This is a genomic window from Bacteroidales bacterium (assembly GCA_023229505.1).
In the GTDB taxonomy this organism is placed as follows: domain Bacteria; phylum Bacteroidota; class Bacteroidia; order Bacteroidales; family JAGOPY01; genus JAGOPY01.
Map to the genome: position 1 here is coordinate 65631 of JALNZD010000007.1, position 18402 is coordinate 84032.

Sequence of the window (18402 nt, forward strand, 5' to 3'; positions counted from 1 at the left end):
AACATTCAAAATAAATATAATGAAATCAATCCCTATTATTATTCTCCTGTTGGTCTTTATGATCATCAACCTCACCCCGGCAGGCGCTCAAAAAACGATGAAACTTCAAAAGGCAGTCTATTCCGACAAGACTCCTCCCCTGCGGGAAATGGAACTCTTTGAGCCTGGTCCTCGCGACCGGAGCTGGAAAGATGGCATCATCCGGAATGAAGATTCGGAAAGGGAATTCAATGATAATCCTCAACCTCTTCCGGTTGGGAATGATCCGGTTTTGCAGGATTTTTTCGGGAACCGGGCCGGCAATGAGATTATTTCCAATTTTGAAGGCGTGGGTAACCTGAACTCGGTCTATCCTCCGGATACTGAAGGAGATGTGAGCCCCGACCATTACTTCCAGATGATCAACCTTTCATTCCAGATTTTCGACAAACAGGGCAATTCCCTTTATGGTCCTGCCGATAACCGCACCCTGTGGAATGGGTTTATCGGTTCATGGACCAGTACCAACGACGGAGATCCTGTTATTCTGTACGATGAACAGGCCGACCGTTGGGTTGCAACCCAGTTTGCCATCAACACACCTGACGGGACTTACTGGGAACTTGTGGCTGTTACGGAAACGGGTGATCCGCTGGGATCATGGTTCCGGTATGCTTTCCAGTTTCCGGTTTTTAACGACTACCCAAAAATGGGAATATGGCCCGATGGGTATTACTTTTCTTTCAATATGTTCGGCGGTGATTACCGCCGGGCTGCCGTTTGTGCGCTTGAAAGAGATGCCATGCTGGTCGGCGATTCAAATGCCCGGATGATCCTGTTTGATATGCCAGACGGAAGCGAGCCGTGGAGCCTGTTGCCGGCCGATTTCGACGGCACTCCTCCACCTGACGGAACGCCGGACTATTTTGCTTATGCTATGGATGATGCTTATGGCAGTGGGGATTACCTGAGCATCTGGGCTTTCAGGTCCGATTGGGAAAATCCTGAAAATTCGACCTTTGAAGAAGTTACAAAGCTGAACACAGAGCCTTTTAATTCCTGGTTCTGCGATGCTTCACTGGGGTCTTGCATTCCCCAGCCTGATGGCGGGCCGAACCTGGAAGCCCTGTCCGACCGGTTGATGTACCGCCTGCAATACCGTAATTTCGGGGATTACCAGGTCATGGTCACCAACCATACCGTGAATGCCGATGGGAACGGCCATGCCGGGATCAGGTGGTACGAAATGAGGGATCTCAATGATGGCAATGGATGGTTTATTTACCAGCAGGGCACCTATGCTCCCGATGAACATCATCGGTGGATGGGTAGTGTGGCAATGAACGGCAAGGGTTATATTGCGTTGGGTTTCAGCATTGTAAGCGGGACCAAATATCCATCGATCTGCTATACCGGCCGTAGCCCGAATGACCCGTTAGGCCAGATGACTTTCTACGAAGAAGAGATCATGGCAGGATCAGGAGTCCAGACCGGACCGGCCGCCCGCTGGGGCGATTACAGCATGATGTCAATTGATCCGGTAGATGATACCACGTTCTGGTTCACGACCGAATATGTCAAACAGACCGGCCAGGTGAGCTGGCGCACCCGCATCGCAGGATTCACGATGGTGGAGGATCACATCTCCCCTGCTGAAGTGAATGACCTGGCTGCTCTTGCCAACACTACCAATTCTATCACCCTGCAGTGGACTGCCTCCGGGGATAATGGCATTTCCGGTACAGCTTTCTTATATGATATCCGTTATTCCACAGAATCCATTACGCCTGAAAACTTTGAAGCGGCCATTCAGGCTGAAAATGAGCCATCGCCTGCAGAAGCCGGCAATACCGAATCATTCACCATAAAAGACCTGGATTTCTCAACAAGGTATTATTTCGCAATGAAAGTCCGCGATAGGCAGTTTAATTTTTCCGGTCTTTCCAATATAGTGCAGGCAACAACACCGGGCTCCCCGGAGATAGCGGTCCAGGAAACCGCAATAGAGCAGAAACTGTTCCCGGGTTCTATGGGGACACGTGATTATAACATTGAAAACACAGGCGCCAGTGATATCTATTTCAGGATTTTGAAAGATACGGTCAATAGCAGGGGGCAAGGGGATATCCGCGGTATCTATGAAAATTCCACTAATGCGGTCAGCGGTCTGGCTTGGGTCGGGAATGAATTACTGATGATCGATATGCAGAAGAATTACCTCTTTCATTACGATACTGCAATGCAGCAACTCACCGATACTGTGATTATCCATAGCAGTCCTTACGGCCTGGTTTGGGATGGGGAGAATCTTTGGATCGGCGATAAAAATGGCCATGTCCTGGAATATACGCTGGATGGAATTCCAACCGGTGCTTCTTTTAACTGTCCGACAGCAAGTTACTCATCACTGGCCTGGGATGGCGAATATTTCCTGACCAACTTCATCCTGGAAAGTGATCCGGTAATTTATCGAATTGATGAAACCGGCGAGGTGATCAGCAGCTTTAAAACCGACCTTGACCACATGAGAATCTGGCAACTCACCTGGGCGGATGAGCATTTGTTCAGTGGGGAGGTCTGGTTTACGAACAACAGTGGGGTGATCGGGCAGATTAAACTGGAAGATGGTACCGGAAATCTGATAAAGCAATTCCCGGCCCCGGCCAGTGTGTCGTATGCCATCACCCATGATCATTCTGACCTTTGGTATGGGAAAACCGGAGGGATACTTTACCGGATTGATGATGGGATTGATGAGGTTAACTGGCTAAAGGTCGATCCGGAAATTTCAGCTATACCGGCAGGTTCCGTGAACGGGATCAATCTCCGCTTTGATGCAGGTATGTTTGATGAAGGAAACCATCATGCAAACATGATTATTCTAAGCAATGATGAAGACGAGCCTGAAATCAGGGTCCCGGTGGATATGCTGGTGACCGGCATATCGATCGGTCCCGATACCAGTTTCTGCGGCCATCTATCAATAATGCTCGATGCCGGCGAAGGATTTGCAGGCTACCTGTGGTCGGATGGCTCCACCGGGCAGACCAACGAGGTGGATTCGACCCTTTATGGCATTGGCTTCGCCACCTTCTGGGTAGACGTAACCGACCTGGGCGGTACGATAAAAAGGGACTCCATCTCAATTAATTTCTTTGACTGCACAAGCATTTTTGAGTTTGCATCCGGGCTGAAGGTGACCGTTTATCCCAACCCTAATCGCGGCACTTTCAATATCCGCGCAGAAGGGCTGAACGGAACGCTGAGTTTGAGCATTTCCGACATGACAGGAAAGATGATATGGCAGCGAGAGATGACATCTCAGAGTGAGCCGGCGAAAGAAATTACTGTTGACCTGACCTCACATCCCAAAGGCCATTACTTGCTGCGGCTTTCCAGCGGAGAAGGGATAAAGGTGGAGAAGGTGGTGGTTTATTAAAAGTAACGAAGTAACGATATAGCGATGTAGCGATGTAATGAAGGGTAAGGTAGATGTACCAGGTCCTTCGCTACATCGTTACTTCGTTACATCGCTACTTCGCTACATCATGAACCATCCTTAATGAATAATTTTCTCAACGGATTGTTTATTCCCAGATGATATCAAAAGGAAAAACACCCCATTTTCAAGCTCCCTGAGATCAAGCCGGTAAGGCAATTGACCGGGTAGAACCGATTTTTCTGACAGTATTCTTCCTGATAAATCTGATAAAACAATTATCAGATGATCTTCAAATTCCACAGGATCTACCTCAATCATAAGGTAGTCATTTGACGGTACCGGGTATATCCTTACCGGCAATTGTTCCTCCTCATTTATGCCTGTAGGAATTAAATAAGGGCTTCCCCATTCTTCATTACCTTTCAAATAATAGTCGAGATACTGGCAGGGCATACAATAGTATTCATCACTGAATGAAAACCAGTAACTTCCCAATCCTTCAATATATCTTGTATAAGAAGACCACATTGGCTCATAGCAGGTATCCGGAGGAATATAACCGTAATAGATCACGTAAGGATAATCGATCCATTTCCTGCCAAAGTACGATGACTCTTCAAAGTACATACTCATATCATAAAAACCATCATCCCCGGTCCAGATTGTTTCAGTCGGCAGATGACCGCCGGCAACATACGCACCGAGGTCAGTATATGCCTCAACAACTGTATCATATTCCACCTCAGACGTTCCTTCAGGGCCGACATTCCACCTGATCGAACTCATCTCATAAAAAACGGTATCCTGGTCATCAGAATAATATTTATCCAGGACTTCGAAAATCTCATACATGATGCCGATGACGTAGCTGTAAACTTCACTGCTCCGATGGAAAATATCCCCAATTTCATAATCATATACCTCTCCATAAGTCATCAACCCGGTGCCGATAACCGTATCGGGTGTGGTGATACCGGTCAGTTCATAAGTATCATATGTCTCATAAGGAAAGAAATCCCGGAAATTAAAAGTCCTGACAAGCCCGTGATTTTTACTCAGGATCAGGGAATCAATTCCGAAATCAATGACCTTAACACTATCGGTAAACCCCATGAAACTCATGGTATCATAACGGGTTACCGTTGCCATGGTATCGGATCCGAAAATTACACCAATATCAATAAAACACCATGAATCTCCAGGCATTGCAGAGGTTTTCACAAGTAAGGTGTCAATGATATGATATGGCCATCCGGAATCATCACAAAGCCCGTAGAGCAGATTATCACCATTGGGTTTAACCAGGAGCTTCAGTCCCATCCAGGAAGGACCGTCGGGTTGGAAGCACCAGTCGTACTCATCGTAAAAATACCTGAAAATGGCCTGATGATTATACCATTCCGTCCCTTCTTCGGTCACTACAGATGAATCAAGTCTAAGTGCAACCACAGACGGATTCCATGATTCAAGCTGGTGATAAAAATACACGGCATCCTGCCGGAAGCATTGATAATCCTGCGGTTGCTGTGCAATGGACGATTTCCCGGCGATTAATCCGATGAGAAGAATGATTAGGCAGACCCGTCCGATCTGAAAATACGTGGTATGAGTTTTCATGATCTGGAATTATAATCCTCATAAAATTAAGAAATTAAAATTTAGATAATCAAAGAGCTTCAATATTAATTATGGCTATCGATTTATTAAAATTTAGCATTATATCGTGATCATACTCCGCGAAACTCTGTGTGTCCTCAGTGGAACTCTGCGAAACTTTCGTATTATTTTAAGTTATACAGAGTTCCGGTAAGAAGTTGCGATGTAACGATGTAAAAATATAACCATATCTGTGAAACTTCGTTACGTCGCTACCTCGTTACGTCGCTACCTCGTTAATTCGATACATCATAATCAAACCTCGTCCTGAAAATAGCCTTGCCATCTTCCTGCCTTGTCCCCTGGATATATTGCGAATGATCACGGGAAGGCCCGGAGGATATCTGTATGGTTTCATCCGTCAGCACTTCCGACAGGTAGTTGATAACCATGGAACTTATCCGGTGGGCCCGGTGCCATTCCGCCGGCAGTGCATCAATGCACCAGTCAATATACCGGATATTGTTTACATGCCCATGCTGGTCGACCTCGCTGAACCGCACTTTCCGGGATTCAGTGGCGGAAATTTCTTTCAGCGCTAACAGGAAAGGCGGATTTTTATCCAGAATATCCTGGTGGGTTGCCAGGTGGAGGATCGGCTTGACGATATCGACATTTTTAGGGCGACGGGTGGTCAGATCAAGGATCATCCAGGAAGAAGTTGCTGCCCCGATGACTGTGCCGTCGCTGTTCGTGATCCTGAAATCCCTGAATGCAAAGAGCCTGTCAATTCCTTTGGGCCAGGTTTCAACGGTGATGGTCTGCCCCCACTCGGGATAACCGACCATCCGGATCATCAGGCTGACAATTACCCAGAATTCATTGCGCTTTCTGGCATCTTCATAACCAAAACCAAGATGATTAGCGTGTCTCCATGCTGATTCCTGCAGGTAGTTGGCGATAGCTGACATTTTGATATGGCCGTTCAGGTCGGTGTCATACCAGTTTACAAGGTATTCTTCCTTCCAGATCTTTTGAAGGTTTATCATGGAGTTGGTAAAGATTTATTTAAAGGCAAAATTAGCAAAAGAGATGGCATCCCCGGAAAACATTAAAAAACCCCGGAAAACTCGCTTGAATGAGCCTCCGGGGTGATCGAATATATTGAGATATTGAGGTGCTATTCTATATTTTCGACAGCTCTATATCTACTGTCACCTCAATGGTTTCGGCAATATTTTTTACTACCGCACCAGGAATTTTTATATTATAATCGGCAGGCTTTACATTGAATTTACTGGTGCCGTGTATTTTATCACCGGACTTGACCGTAAATGTCCCTTTTTCACTGATGTTCTTCGTCACCCCGTGTATGGTCATATCTCCTTCTATCAAGGCATCATAGATGCCTCCCTTTGAAAAATTAATCGCTGATAAATTCGTGATCTTCCCCTTGAAAGTTGAGTTGGGGAATTTATCACTCTCCAGGTAATTTTCGTTGAAATGTTCCTGCATCAATGCCTTCGGAAACTGAAAAGACTTTATAAGGATCTTGCAGACTATGTCGCCTGTTTGGGTGTCCAGGACGGCATTTACCTGTTCATTGACTGCCTTGATGGTTTCCATCGGCGTTTCGGAATAGAACATAATGTTTCCGTTCTTGGTCATGTATTTCTGGGCATGAACACTAATAGAACTAACCAGTCCAATTAGTAAAATAGCTATGATCTTGATTGAAAGTTTTATGAGTTTTGCAGTAGTATTCATGGTGTTTTTGTTTTAAATGATGACGCAAAGTAAAGCCAAATCTACACCCTGAAACAAATGATTGTTGGTGAACGGGGAGTTTAAGGGGATGAACGGGAAAAACTACCATCTCCCTCTCAGCCAATCCCTGAATTCAGCTGAGCGCTCGGTGCTGGTGATGGATTCGAGATCACAAGGAGGCTTCAGCCTTATTTTGATCCTGGCTTTGGAATAGGTTATCATGGTCTCGATTGATTCCAGGCTTATGATGAAAGCCCGGTTAATACGGAAAAACCGCTCCGGATCAAGCTGTTTCTCAAGCTGGTCAAGGCTGAGGTCCATCGGGTGCCGGTCCTTAGTAAAGGAAACAGCAAATACAATCTTCTCTTCAATATAAAAATAGGCAATGTCTTTTACTTCAACCACCTTGATTTGCTGTCCTATCCTGATCATTAACCGTTTGAGATAGTCTTTCCCTGATTTGCCAATCATCGAGGTCAAAAGGGCAAGGTCGATCTTAGGTGATGACAGCTGAATTTTTCTGAATTTTCGGATGGCTTCGGCCAGCTCGGTTTTCTTGATAGGTTTCAGTAAGTAATCGATGCTGTTGACCTTGAATGCCTGTAGAGCATATTGATCATAAGCTGTTGTGAAAATAACCGGGCAAAATATAGTAATCTCCTTAAAAATTTCAAAACTTAATCCATCTGCCAGGTGGATATCTGAAAGTATCAGGTCGGGTTCAGTATGGGCATGGAACCAATCTACTGCAGATGAAATACTGTCAAGTATTTCCAGGACAATAATTTCCGGATCGATTTCTTCTGCCAGCTTCTTCAGCCGTTGGGCCGAAGCAGGTTCGTCTTCTATGATCAGGAGTTTCATGGAGTAATGTTATTGGTTAGTGGTTAGTAGTTATAATCGGAAGTTTCACCCTGAAAATATCTTCTGTTTTCTCCATCTCTGGTTCTTTTGCGGTGATCAGCCTGTATCTTTTCGAAATATTCTCCAGGCCAATTCCTGTTGAAATTTCAGAAATTTTCTTAGGACGAAGGTCATTTTCGACAATAATTCTTCCTCCCTGCTCATAAATCCTGATATGCAATGGTTTATCTTTTGAAATGATATTATGCTTGACAGCATTTTCAATCAGGATCTGTAATGTCATCGGAGGGATAAACGAATTCTGTATGTCCTTTCCTAATGAAATATCCAGGTGCAGGTTTTCCCCAAATCGCTTTTTCAACAGGAAATAATAGTTGTCGATAAGGGAGATCTCGTCTTCGAGGGGTATGACTTCCTCATCCCTCAACTGCAGGATGATCCTGAAAAAGTCCGATAGTTTTTCGGTGTATTTCAGTGCCTGGTCAGATTTCTCTTCGATAAGCGCCATCAGGGTACTGAAACTGTTGAACAGGAAATGGGGATTGACCTGGTTTTTGAGAACCTGGAATTCAAATTCCACTTTTTCTTTTTTCTGTTGCTCAATCCGGCGCATCCGCTCTTCGCGATAGCGGACAATAAAATAGATAACTGCAGCAAGCGCAACAATTACCAGTATCATAAACCAGGCACTTAGCCAGAATGGTCCTTTGATCCTGAATTCATAGGTTTCTTCAGAAGCGTTATGGAATGACTGGTCCAGGGATGATCGAACCCTGAAGGTATAAATTCCCGGGGGAAGGCTTGAATAAGTCACTGACCGGTCGAAAGTATTCTTCCATTCCAGGTCATAGCCTTCGAGCATCACCTGGTAGGTTACTGCTTCCGGGTTCGACAACCATAAGCCGGAATATTTAAAAGAAACATTGTTTTCACCGAAGCCCAGGATGAGGTCTTTTTTCATAACCATCGGTTCAAGGTAAACTGACATTTCTTCAAGGACCGTCCGTGGACCGTAGGATTCCGCATTTGTTCCGGGCTGATAGCGAATGATCCCGGTCCGGGTACCGATCCACACATTCCCGCCAGGGTCTTTACTTATGACATTCAAATCCGGAGAAATTCCCGCCAGGCCTACTTCATCCCCAAAATGAGCAATACGGTCCGTTGGAATGTGTAGAATATCAAGCCCATCATCATGGATGATAATAACTTCATCGCCGCAGGTTGTTATTCCGGTAATTTCAAGGCTGCTTAAACCATCTTTGATCCCGAAATGGCTGAACTTGCCCCCGTTATATTTATAAATCCCATCGCTGGCCGATGCAATCCAGATATTCTCACGCTGGTCGCCGGTTATGGAATAGATCACATCATCTCCAAGCCCGTTTTTCTCATCATAAGAAATCCACCCGCTTTTTGTTTTCACACTAATCCCATCCCCATCTGTTGCAAACCAAACCTGGTCATGTGTATCTTCAAATACCGAATAGATGAAATTATTCACCAACCCGTTATCGCGGTTATGGGAGGTGATAAGGAAAGGCCCATCAGGTGCGCGTCCTTGCAGGATGATCTCCGAAGCTCCCCCGAGGGTTGCCATCCAAAGCGTGTCAATATGTCCGGAGATCGACAGAACATTATTATTTATAAGCCCTTGTTTCTCCGTGATCTGAATCCAGGAACCATTATCCGGATGTATCCGGAAAACGCCATAGTTAAAAGTGCCGGCCCAGATATAACCCTGGTTATCCTGAAATAAGCACATCACTTTCAGATTGGGAAGATTAAAACCTTCCAGGTATTTCCTGGTACTGCCATCAGAAAGGTACAGGAGAAATATTCCCTCATCGTTACTAAACCAGAGCTTATTATAGTTCAGAAGATCGTGTCTGACGGCATGGATATTCTGCAGTTCGGCACCATTGGCCTGGTTGTAAAACTTCAGTCTGGTCCCGGAAGTGCGATACAATCCCGAGTAAGATAATATCCAGGCATTTCCTTCGGTATCCTCAAGAAGATCATTAATTTTTCCGTATTTGAAGAGGTCTTTATTGGTAACACGCTGAATAGATCCAGTAGCGTTGCCGGGGTCAATTTCCAGCAATTCTCCCGACGCTGTAGCTATCCACAGGGCATCCCTTAAAACCGCCAGGTCCTGAACCGGCCCATAAGGCCAGGAAACATCCGGGTAAGGAGTCCTGAAATCTGACCGGTCAGGCAGCAGGTATCCCGCACCGCCATCTTGAAACCCCAGCCATAATCTTCCGGAAGGATCTTCTTTTATAACTCTGACAATAATGTCAGGAAGAGGCTTGCCAATTTCAAGCGGCTTCACGTTTTTAATGCCATCCGTCTGCCGGCAGGCGGCAATCCCGGCGTCCGTCCCTGCCCAGATCAATCCCGTGTGATCGCACTCGAGATCATACACATAATCTTCGTTCAGCCCGTCATCATGGTTGATATTAAAAACACGGTTATGATTATAAAAATAGATGCCTTCTCCTGTTGTCGACCACCAGAGCACACCTTCCTTATCGGTAATTATATCAGAAATAGCTTTCCCGGCTGTTCCTTCTACAGGATTAAAAAGAGATATGACGCCCTCATCCAGCCAATAGATCTTACCATCTTTGCATCCAACCCAAAGGACCCCATCCGGTCCTTCATGAATTGCAGTAACTTGAAGATCAATAGAATCAATAGGTGAGAAATATTGCCTGAAAGATATCCCATCAAACCGGAATAACCCATTATCAGACCCCAGCCAGATAAAGCCTTTATCATCCTGAAACGCTTTATTAAAGACGGGCTCTTTTGTGGGAATTGAAAACCGGATCTTTTGGATGAAAGGGGACTGGGCTCTTGCCGGAAATATTACAAGCCATAAGCAAATAAAGATCAGGCTAAACCTGGTTATATCTTTGAATTTTAACACTTGTTCAATCAATTTTTTTGGCCAGTTCAGCTGTGATTGACACATCAATGACTTCAGCGATTTTCTGGAAAACGACTCTCGGTATCTTGATCTGGTGATCTTCCAGCAAAACCGTGAATTCAGCATGGAGTTTGATATTATTCTCTGTCAACCTGATTGTTCCCCGAATGATCCTTTCCTGTTCAATACCATGAATATCAAGCATCCCTTTTGCTCTGACCATTTGTTCTTCACGTGAATTGAGGTCAATTTCTTCGATGATTTTACCTTTAAATGTTGAAACAGGATATTTCTGAGCTTCTATATAGTTTTCAAAAAAGTGTTCCTGCTGGAGACTGCTGTTAAAGCCTTGAAAGCTTTTATTATCGATGGTGAATGCAAAGGTGCGGTCAGCTGGATTGATAACTCCTGACAGTTGGTCTGATTCGGCTTTAATGACCTCAAGGGGAGCATTGGAAGTAAAGCTGGCCGAACCATTGCGTGTAATAAAAAGCTGCTGTGAGAATGAGGTTTGTAGAAGAAAAGAGGCAAACAATATGATGACCGGAACTGTTTTCACGTGCCTGGAATTTAAGCGAAGATAAATATAATCTTTATTAAGATTGTGCTAATGAACCAAGACGATTCCGGATTATTGTCCATAAATATCAATTGACTGTCTATTTTTACACTTTTGATGAAACTGAAATGAGATGCCATCTCTTTTACTTTCTTTTCAACAACCCGGAGTTTATATAATCAAAAGAATTATTTTTAATTCCAGGAAATAATCTGAATTACCTTTCCTGACAATTAAGCTTATGAATCCTCTGATCCCCGCCGCACTTGTCCTTGATGACGGAACGGAATTCCCTGGCCATTCCTTCGGGGCACCGCATTCCGCCGCGGGTGAAGTGGTGTTCAGTACCGCCATGAACGGCTACCCGGAAAGCCTTAGCGATCCATCCTACAAAGGACAGATCCTGGTGGCCACCTATCCCCTTATCGGTAACTATGGCGTGCCAAATATCCATTTCGTCGACAATATGCCGGAATTCTTTGAATCCGGCCGGGTGCAGATTTCCGGCCTCGTTATATCCGATTATTCGTTCAGCTACAGCCACTGGAACGCGGCAAAAAGCCTTTCAGACTGGCTGAATGAACACCAGGTCCCGGGTATCTATGGTATCGATACACGCAGGCTGACAAAAATAATCCGCGAAAAGGGTGCTATGCTCGGGAAAATCATCATTAATGAAGATATCCCTTTTTACGACCCTAATAAAGATAACCTGGTCGACCAGGTCTCGGTCCGGGAAAGTACCACCTATGGCAACGGCCAGTACCGCATCCTGCTGGTGGATTGCGGTACAAAAAACAATATCATCCGCTGCCTGCTTAAACGCAATGCCACCGTTACCCGGGTACCCTGGGACCATCCCATCGATCCTGCCGGATATGATGGCGTCCTCTTCTCCAATGGGCCGGGAGATCCTAAAATGTGCAAAGCTACCATCGGATCAGCTAAAAAGCTTCTTTTTGGGAATGTCCCGGTTTTTGGCATTTGCCTGGGCTCTCAAATTATGGCACTTGCCGCCGGGGCCAATACTTATAAGCTGAAATACGGACACCGCAGCCATAACCAGCCTGTCATCATGAACGGTACCAACCACTGTTTCATCACTTCCCAAAACCATGGCTATGCAATTGAAACTTCTACACTGCCCACAGCCTGGGAACCCTGGTTTGAAAACCTCAACGATCAGACCTGTGAAGGCATCCGGCACAAAACCATGCCCTTCTTCGCCGTCCAGTTTCACCCCGAAGCTTCCGCCGGACCTGTGGATACTGAATTTCTGTTCGATGAATTTATGAAACTTGTTAAAAAATATGTCGATGGACGTTCGGAAAACGATCAAACCGTAGCCAAATGATTCAGTCCGTAAAAAAAGTCCTTCTCCTTGGATCAGGTGCGCTGAAAATCGGCGAAGCAGGCGAGTTTGATTATTCAGGTACACAGGCACTCAAGGCATTGAGGGAAGAAGGCATCTTCACCATCCTCATCAACCCAAACATTGCAACGGTACAGACTTCGGAAGGTATGGCCGATAAGATCTACTTCCTCCCGGTAACGCCTTTGTTCGTCGAAAAAGTGATCGAAAAGGAACATCCTGAGGGTATCCTGCTCTCTTTCGGCGGCCAAACCGCGCTGAATTGCGGTATTGCTCTCTACCAATCAGGCATCCTTGAGAAATATGGGGTCCGGGTGCTGGGAACACCGGTCCGGGCCATTCTCGATACGGAAGACCGGCAATTGTTCACACGCAGACTTGATGAAATCCGGGTAAAAACACCGCGCAGCCTTGCCGTCACCAGTATTGAAGAAGCCGTTCTGGCCGCCAACAGCCTGGGATATCCCGTTATCGTCCGTTCTGCGTTCGCCCTGGGTGGGCTCGGTAGCGGATTCTGTTCAGGTGAGGAAGAAATAAGGCTGCTCACCCAGAAATCCTTTTCCTATTCCAGCCAGGTTTTGGTAGAAGAATCCCTCAAGGGTTGGAAAGAAGTGGAATACGAAGTGGTCCGGGATGCCTACGATAATTGCATCACGGTGTGTAATATGGAAAATTTCGATCCGCTGGGCATCCACACCGGTGAAAGTATCGTGGTTGCACCCTCGCAAACGCTTACCAACAGGGAATATCATATACTCAGGGAACTGTCGATCAGGATCATCCGCCACATCGGCATCGTTGGAGAATGTAATGTCCAGTATGCCCTCGACCCTGATTCTGAAGATTACAGGGTCATTGAAGTCAATGCACGCCTCTCGCGTTCCAGTGCCCTGGCCTCCAAAGCCACCGGGTACCCCCTAGCATTCGTAGCCGCTAAAATCGCCCTGGGCTATGGTTTATTCGAACTGAAAAACTCCGTCACGCAGGATACTTCCGCTTTCTTTGAGCCTGCCCTCGACTATGTCGTCTGCAAGATCCCCCGCTGGGACCTTGATAAGTTCCACGGCGTATCCCGGGAGATCGGCAGCAGCATGAAAAGCGTCGGTGAGGTGATGGCCATCGGGCGCACATTCGAAGAAGCCATCCAGAAAGGATTACGGATGATCGGCCAGGGAATGCACGGTTTCGTGGGTAACAAGGATATCGAAGACATCATCATCGATAAGGAGCTTTCTGTTCCCACCGATATGCGTATCTTCGTGATCGCCATGGCACTCTATAAGGGTTACAGTATCGACCGAATCTTTGAACTGACCCGGATCGACCGCTGGTTCTTGGGTAAACTCCAAAATATCTTCGACCTGCGGACCGAAATTCTTCAGTTTAATGTACTGGAAGAAATCCCTGATCCCCTTCTTCTTAAATCAAAACAATTGGGATTTTCTGATTTCCAGATCGCCAGGTTCGTCTTTAAAAGCGACCGCAGCCATATCACAGATGACCTGCTGAAAGTCCGCAATTACCGGAAAACAAGGGGCATAACGCCTTTTGTGAAGCAGATTGATACAATGGCCGCAGAATACCCGGCCCGGACCAATTATCTTTATCTTACTTACAACGGGGCGGAACATGATATAACCTTTCTTCACGAAGGTGAAGAAAGCGTTGTCGTCCTTGGCTCAGGAGCTTACCGCATAGGTAGCAGCGTTGAATTCGACTGGTGCGGGGTAAATGCACTAGATGCGATCAACAAAGAAGGATATCGTTCCATCATGATCAACTACAATCCGGAAACGGTCAGCACCGATTATGACGTATGCGACAAGCTGTATTTTGAAGAATTAACCTTTGAAAGGGTGATGGACATTTTAGATCTGGAAGATCCGCTTGGGGTGATCGTTTCTACCGGCGGCCAGATACCGAACAACCTCGCCATGCGGTTATTCGGGCAGGGGGTCAGGATTCTCGGTACATCACCGCTTTCCATTGATAAGGCCGAGAACAGGCATAAATTCTCAGCTATTCTTGATGAACTCGATATCGACCAGCCACGGTGGATTGAATCTTCAACAGTAAAGGATGTTTATGAGTTTACGAAAGAAGTCGGGTTTCCTGTGATTGTCAGGCCTTCCTATGTTCTATCCGGTGCGGCGATGAATATCGTGTCGAACCGCAGCGAGCTGGACCATTTTCTCGAAATGGCAGCCCAGGTTTCGAAACAGCACCCTGTAGTGGTTTCCAAATTCATCGAAGACTCCAAGGAAATCGAAATGGATGCCGTTGCTAAAGACGGTGAGATTATCTGCTATGCCATCTCTGAACATGTGGAATTTGCCGGCGTTCATTCCGGCGATGCCACGATGTTGTTCCCTCCACAAAAGATTTATGTCGAAACAGTCCGGCGGATCAAGCGCATAAGCCGGCAGATCGCGGAACATCTTGCCATTTCAGGCCCTTTCAATATCCAGTTCCTGGCTAAAGATAACGACGTGATGGTCATCGAATGTAACCTGCGTGCCTCCCGAAGTTTTCCCTTCATTTCCAAAGTCCTTAAAACCAACTTTATCACAATAGCCACGCAGATCATGCTGGGAAAAGCTGTCACAAAACCAGATAAGTCTCTGTTCGACCTGGATTATGTAGGAGTGAAAGCATCTCAGTTTTCCTTTTCACGGTTACAAAAAGCCGACCCGGTGCTGGGCGTTGAGATGGTCTCCACCGGCGAAGTGGGCTGTATCGGCGACAACTACTATGAAGCCATCCTCAAAGCGATGCTGTCGGTCGGCTACAGCATCCCATCAAAAGCCATTCTTTTCTCAAGCGGCCCGTATCGTTCCAAGATAGAACTGCTCGCAAGCGCACGGATGCTGGCTGAAAAAGGGTTGACGATCTACGCAACAGGCGGCACCCACGATTTCTTCACCAAAAACGGCGTGAATTCCATCATGCTTCACTGGCCCGGCGAGAGCCGTGAACCAAATACTTTGGATTACCTGAAACAAAAGAAGATCGACCTGGTGATCAACATCCCCAAAAATCTCAGTAAGAGTGAACTGGATAACGATTACCGCATCCGCCGCAGTGCCGTCGATTTCAACATCCCGCTGATCACCAATGCCCGGCTTGCCAGCGCTTTCATCTATTCCATCTGTAAGGTCGATATCGATAATATTGCAATAAAAAGCTGGGATGAATATAAGTAAAGATGAAAGGGACTCAATCTCAGTGAAAACCAAACCGAAAATATTTTCATCTTACTGGATAATTATCATTGCAGGGATCATACTATTCATGCCTTTTCTGGGAAGAGTCGCCCTTTTCGACTGGGATGAGGTCAATTTTGCCGAGATCGCCCGCGAAATGATCGTTACACATGATTACCTCAATGTTCAGGTAGATTATCAGCCTTTCTGGGAAAAGCCTCCCTTGTTTATCTGGATGCAGGTCCTGTCGATGAAGCTCTTCGGCATAAATGAATTCGCGGCCCGCTTCCCCAATGCTGTTTGCGGGATCGTGACTTTGCTCATCCTGTTCCGGATCGGTAAAAAGTTATTCAATCAAAGGATGGGCATGATCTGGGCGCTGGTTTACGCAGGTTCTGTCCTTCCGTTCTTCTATTTCAAGTCGGGCATCATCGACCCCTGGTTCAATCTATTCATCTTTACCGGCATTTATTTTGCCATTCTTTACATCGCCCAATCACCCAGTCACCCAGTCACCCAGTCACCCAGTCACCCAGTCACCCTCTTCCTCTCCGGCCTCTTCATCGGCCTCGCCATCCTGACCAAAGGGCCCGTTGCATTCCTGATATTCGGCCTTACCGGCCTGGTTTACCTGATTTCATCCCTACCCTCTTACCGTCCTAAAGTCCTACAGTCTTACCGTCCTACAGTCCGATTCAGGCTGAATATCAAATTGACCCACATCCTGCTCTTCCTTGCCGGGATCCTGCTCACGGGCGGATCATGGTTCATGATGCAAATAGCAGCCGGAAATATCGATGTGGTGAAGGATTTCATCGTTTACCAGGTCAGGCTTTTCAGCACAAAAGACGCCGGCCACGGTGGATTTCCACTATACCATGTGGTCGTGCTCATGTTTGGGGTTTTCCCCGCATCGGCCTTTCTTTTTAATGGTTTCAAGGCTTCACCAGGCGAATTGCCTTTGCAGCGGGAATGGCGGAGGGCTTCTATCATCCTGCTGCTCATAGTTGTGGTGCTTTTCGAAATCGTACAGACCAAAATCATCCATTATTCGTCCCTGGCTTATTTCCCACTGACTTACCTCTCCTCCCTGGCGATTTACCGGGTAGTGGAAGAGAAAAGCCGTTTCAGCCGGCTGGCAAAAATTCTGCTCATAGCTTTCACCAGCCTGTGGATTATCGTTATTGCCGGATTCACTATTGCCGGGCTGCAAAAAGAATGGCTGATCAATTCCGGGATCATCAAAGATCCCTTCGCCATGGCGAATCTTCGGGCTGACGTAAGCTGGACCGGTCTGGAAGCGCTCGTTGCGTTGATCCTGATCGCCGGGGTGCTGGCTTTCTTTTTCCTTAAAAAACCTTATGCAAGGATTATCTCACTTTTCACCGCAACGATCATCTTTACTTTTTTCACCATGTTCGTATTTACCGGCAGAATTGAAGGTTATACCCAGCGTGCGGCACTGGATTTTTACCGGCAGCACAGCGAAGAAGACTGCTACATCAACACGCTCGGCTTCAAGAGCTACGCCCACTTGTTCTATAGCAAAAAGCTGCCGCAGGATAATCCGCTTTCTTACGATAAAGAATGGCTTTTAAACGGGCTGATTGACAAGCCTGCCTATTTTGTTTATAAGATGATTAAAAAAGATGAATATTCCCGGCTTTATCCGCAGCTTATTGTGCTTTACGAGAAGAACGGTTTTATCTTTGCAGCGCGATATCCTGAAAAACTAAAACCTGGTTTATGATCAACGGGAAAAAGATCAGTGTTGTGCTTCCGGCTTATAATGCCGAAAAAACGCTCGAACAGACTTTCAGGGAAATACCCTTTGATATTGTGGATGACGTGATCCTGGTAGATGACCGCAGCAGGGACAATACCGTCGATGTGGCGAGACAGCTTGGCATCAAGTATATCATCGAGCATGTGGAAAACAAAGGCTACGGAGGAAACCAGAAAAGTTGCTACGATAAGGCACTTGAGATCAATTCAGATATTGTGGTGATGCTGCATCCCGATTACCAGTATACTCCCCGTCTGATCCACAGCATGTGTTACCTTATCGCCAACGATGTCTACCAGGTTGTTCTGGGTTCGCGTATCCTGGGAAAAGGGGCGCTAAAAGGAGGAATGCCGCTGTATAAGTATATTTCCAACCGTTTTCTAACCCTCGCCCAGAATATCCTGATGAGGCAAAAACTTTCGGAATATCACACTGGCTACCGGGCCTTTTCACGTGAGGTCCTTCTGAAAATTAAATACCAGGCCAACTCCGATGATTTCATCTTCGACAACCAGATGCTGGCCCAGATTTGCTACGCCGGTTACGAGATCGCCGAGATCACCTGTCCGACCAAGTATTTCGATGATGCCTCTTCCATCAATCTGAGCCGGAGCATTAAATACGGAATGGGGGTGCTGGGGGTTTCTTTCCGGTATTTTTTGCAGAAAAGAGGGTTGATGAAATATCGGATTTTCTAACCTTTAAATGTTTAGCTGTTTATCCCCTCCGGGGAATTTAACCAATTGTTACCTTTTTCGCTACAAGACTATAACCGCAATGCGGTATTCGTTCACATGCAACGCCAATATTCAATTTCAGTTTCCTTGCCTGTAGGGCATGGGGTATTGTAGTAAATTATAAAATATCAGGTCTTTACCCCGTGGGGGTTAAACATTTGC

General features: G+C 46.2%; 11 protein-coding genes. 5 read left to right on the top strand and 6 right to left on the bottom strand.

All coding sequences use genetic code 11. The annotated features are described in order from the left end of the window. Positions 1 to 19: 19 nt before the first annotated feature. Complete coding sequence (locus M0Q51_04215; GenBank protein ID MCK9399189.1) at positions 20 to 3418, top strand: T9SS type A sorting domain-containing protein; 3399 nt, start codon at positions 20 to 22, stop codon at positions 3416 to 3418. Between the two features lie 120 nt (positions 3419 to 3538). Here the strand turns inward: M0Q51_04215 and M0Q51_04220 are convergent, their stop codons facing one another. The 6 genes from M0Q51_04220 to M0Q51_04245 all read right to left on the bottom strand — a co-directional run bounded on the left by M0Q51_04220 (position 3539) and on the right by M0Q51_04245 (position 11142). After that, positions 3539 to 5038, bottom strand: coding sequence for a T9SS type A sorting domain-containing protein (locus tag M0Q51_04220; GenBank protein ID MCK9399190.1), 1500 nt, complete (start codon positions 5036 to 5038; stop codon positions 3539 to 3541). Between the two features lie 275 nt (positions 5039 to 5313). After that, positions 5314 to 6066, bottom strand: coding sequence for a thioesterase (locus M0Q51_04225; protein MCK9399191.1), 753 nt, complete (start codon positions 6064 to 6066; stop codon positions 5314 to 5316). Positions 6067 to 6202: 136 nt separating this feature from the next. Beyond that, positions 6203 to 6784, bottom strand: coding sequence for a YceI family protein (locus M0Q51_04230; protein ID MCK9399192.1), 582 nt, complete (start codon positions 6782 to 6784; stop codon positions 6203 to 6205). A gap of 102 nt (positions 6785 to 6886) precedes the next feature. Further along, entirely contained in the window at positions 6887 to 7648 is a 762-nt protein-coding gene (locus M0Q51_04235; GenBank protein MCK9399193.1) for a LytTR family DNA-binding domain-containing protein, read from the bottom strand. A gap of 16 nt (positions 7649 to 7664) precedes the next feature. Continuing rightward, positions 7665 to 10583, bottom strand: coding sequence for a histidine kinase (locus tag M0Q51_04240; GenBank protein MCK9399194.1), 2919 nt, complete (start codon positions 10581 to 10583; stop codon positions 7665 to 7667). Positions 10584 to 10587: 4 nt separating this feature from the next. Continuing rightward, positions 10588 to 11142 (bottom strand): YceI family protein, encoded by a 555-nt coding sequence (locus M0Q51_04245; GenBank protein ID MCK9399195.1) that lies wholly within the window; start codon positions 11140 to 11142, stop codon positions 10588 to 10590. 241 nt (positions 11143 to 11383) lie between these two features. Here M0Q51_04245 and carA point away from each other — a divergent pair, with 241 nt between their 5' ends. Genes carA through M0Q51_04265 form a run of 4 tightly spaced genes read left to right on the top strand, consistent with a single transcriptional unit; the run spans position 11384 to position 18201 of the window. Further along, complete coding sequence (carA, locus tag M0Q51_04250) at positions 11384 to 12496, top strand: glutamine-hydrolyzing carbamoyl-phosphate synthase small subunit (GenBank protein ID MCK9399196.1); 1113 nt, start codon at positions 11384 to 11386, stop codon at positions 12494 to 12496. After that, a complete protein-coding gene (gene carB, locus M0Q51_04255) occupies positions 12493 to 15717 on the top strand; it encodes a carbamoyl-phosphate synthase (glutamine-hydrolyzing) large subunit (protein ID MCK9399197.1) in 3225 nt (1074 codons plus the stop codon). Before carA ends, carB begins: the two co-directional genes overlap by 4 nt. After that, on the top strand, positions 15704 to 17467 hold the full coding sequence (locus M0Q51_04260; GenBank protein ID MCK9399198.1) for a glycosyltransferase family 39 protein: 1764 nt from the start codon (positions 15704 to 15706) through the stop codon (positions 17465 to 17467). The genes carB and M0Q51_04260 overlap by 14 nt, the downstream gene beginning before the upstream one ends. Then, complete coding sequence (locus tag M0Q51_04265) at positions 17464 to 18201, top strand: glycosyltransferase family 2 protein (GenBank protein ID MCK9399199.1); 738 nt, start codon at positions 17464 to 17466, stop codon at positions 18199 to 18201. The genes M0Q51_04260 and M0Q51_04265 overlap by 4 nt, the downstream gene beginning before the upstream one ends. Positions 18202 to 18402: the final 201 nt, after the last annotated feature.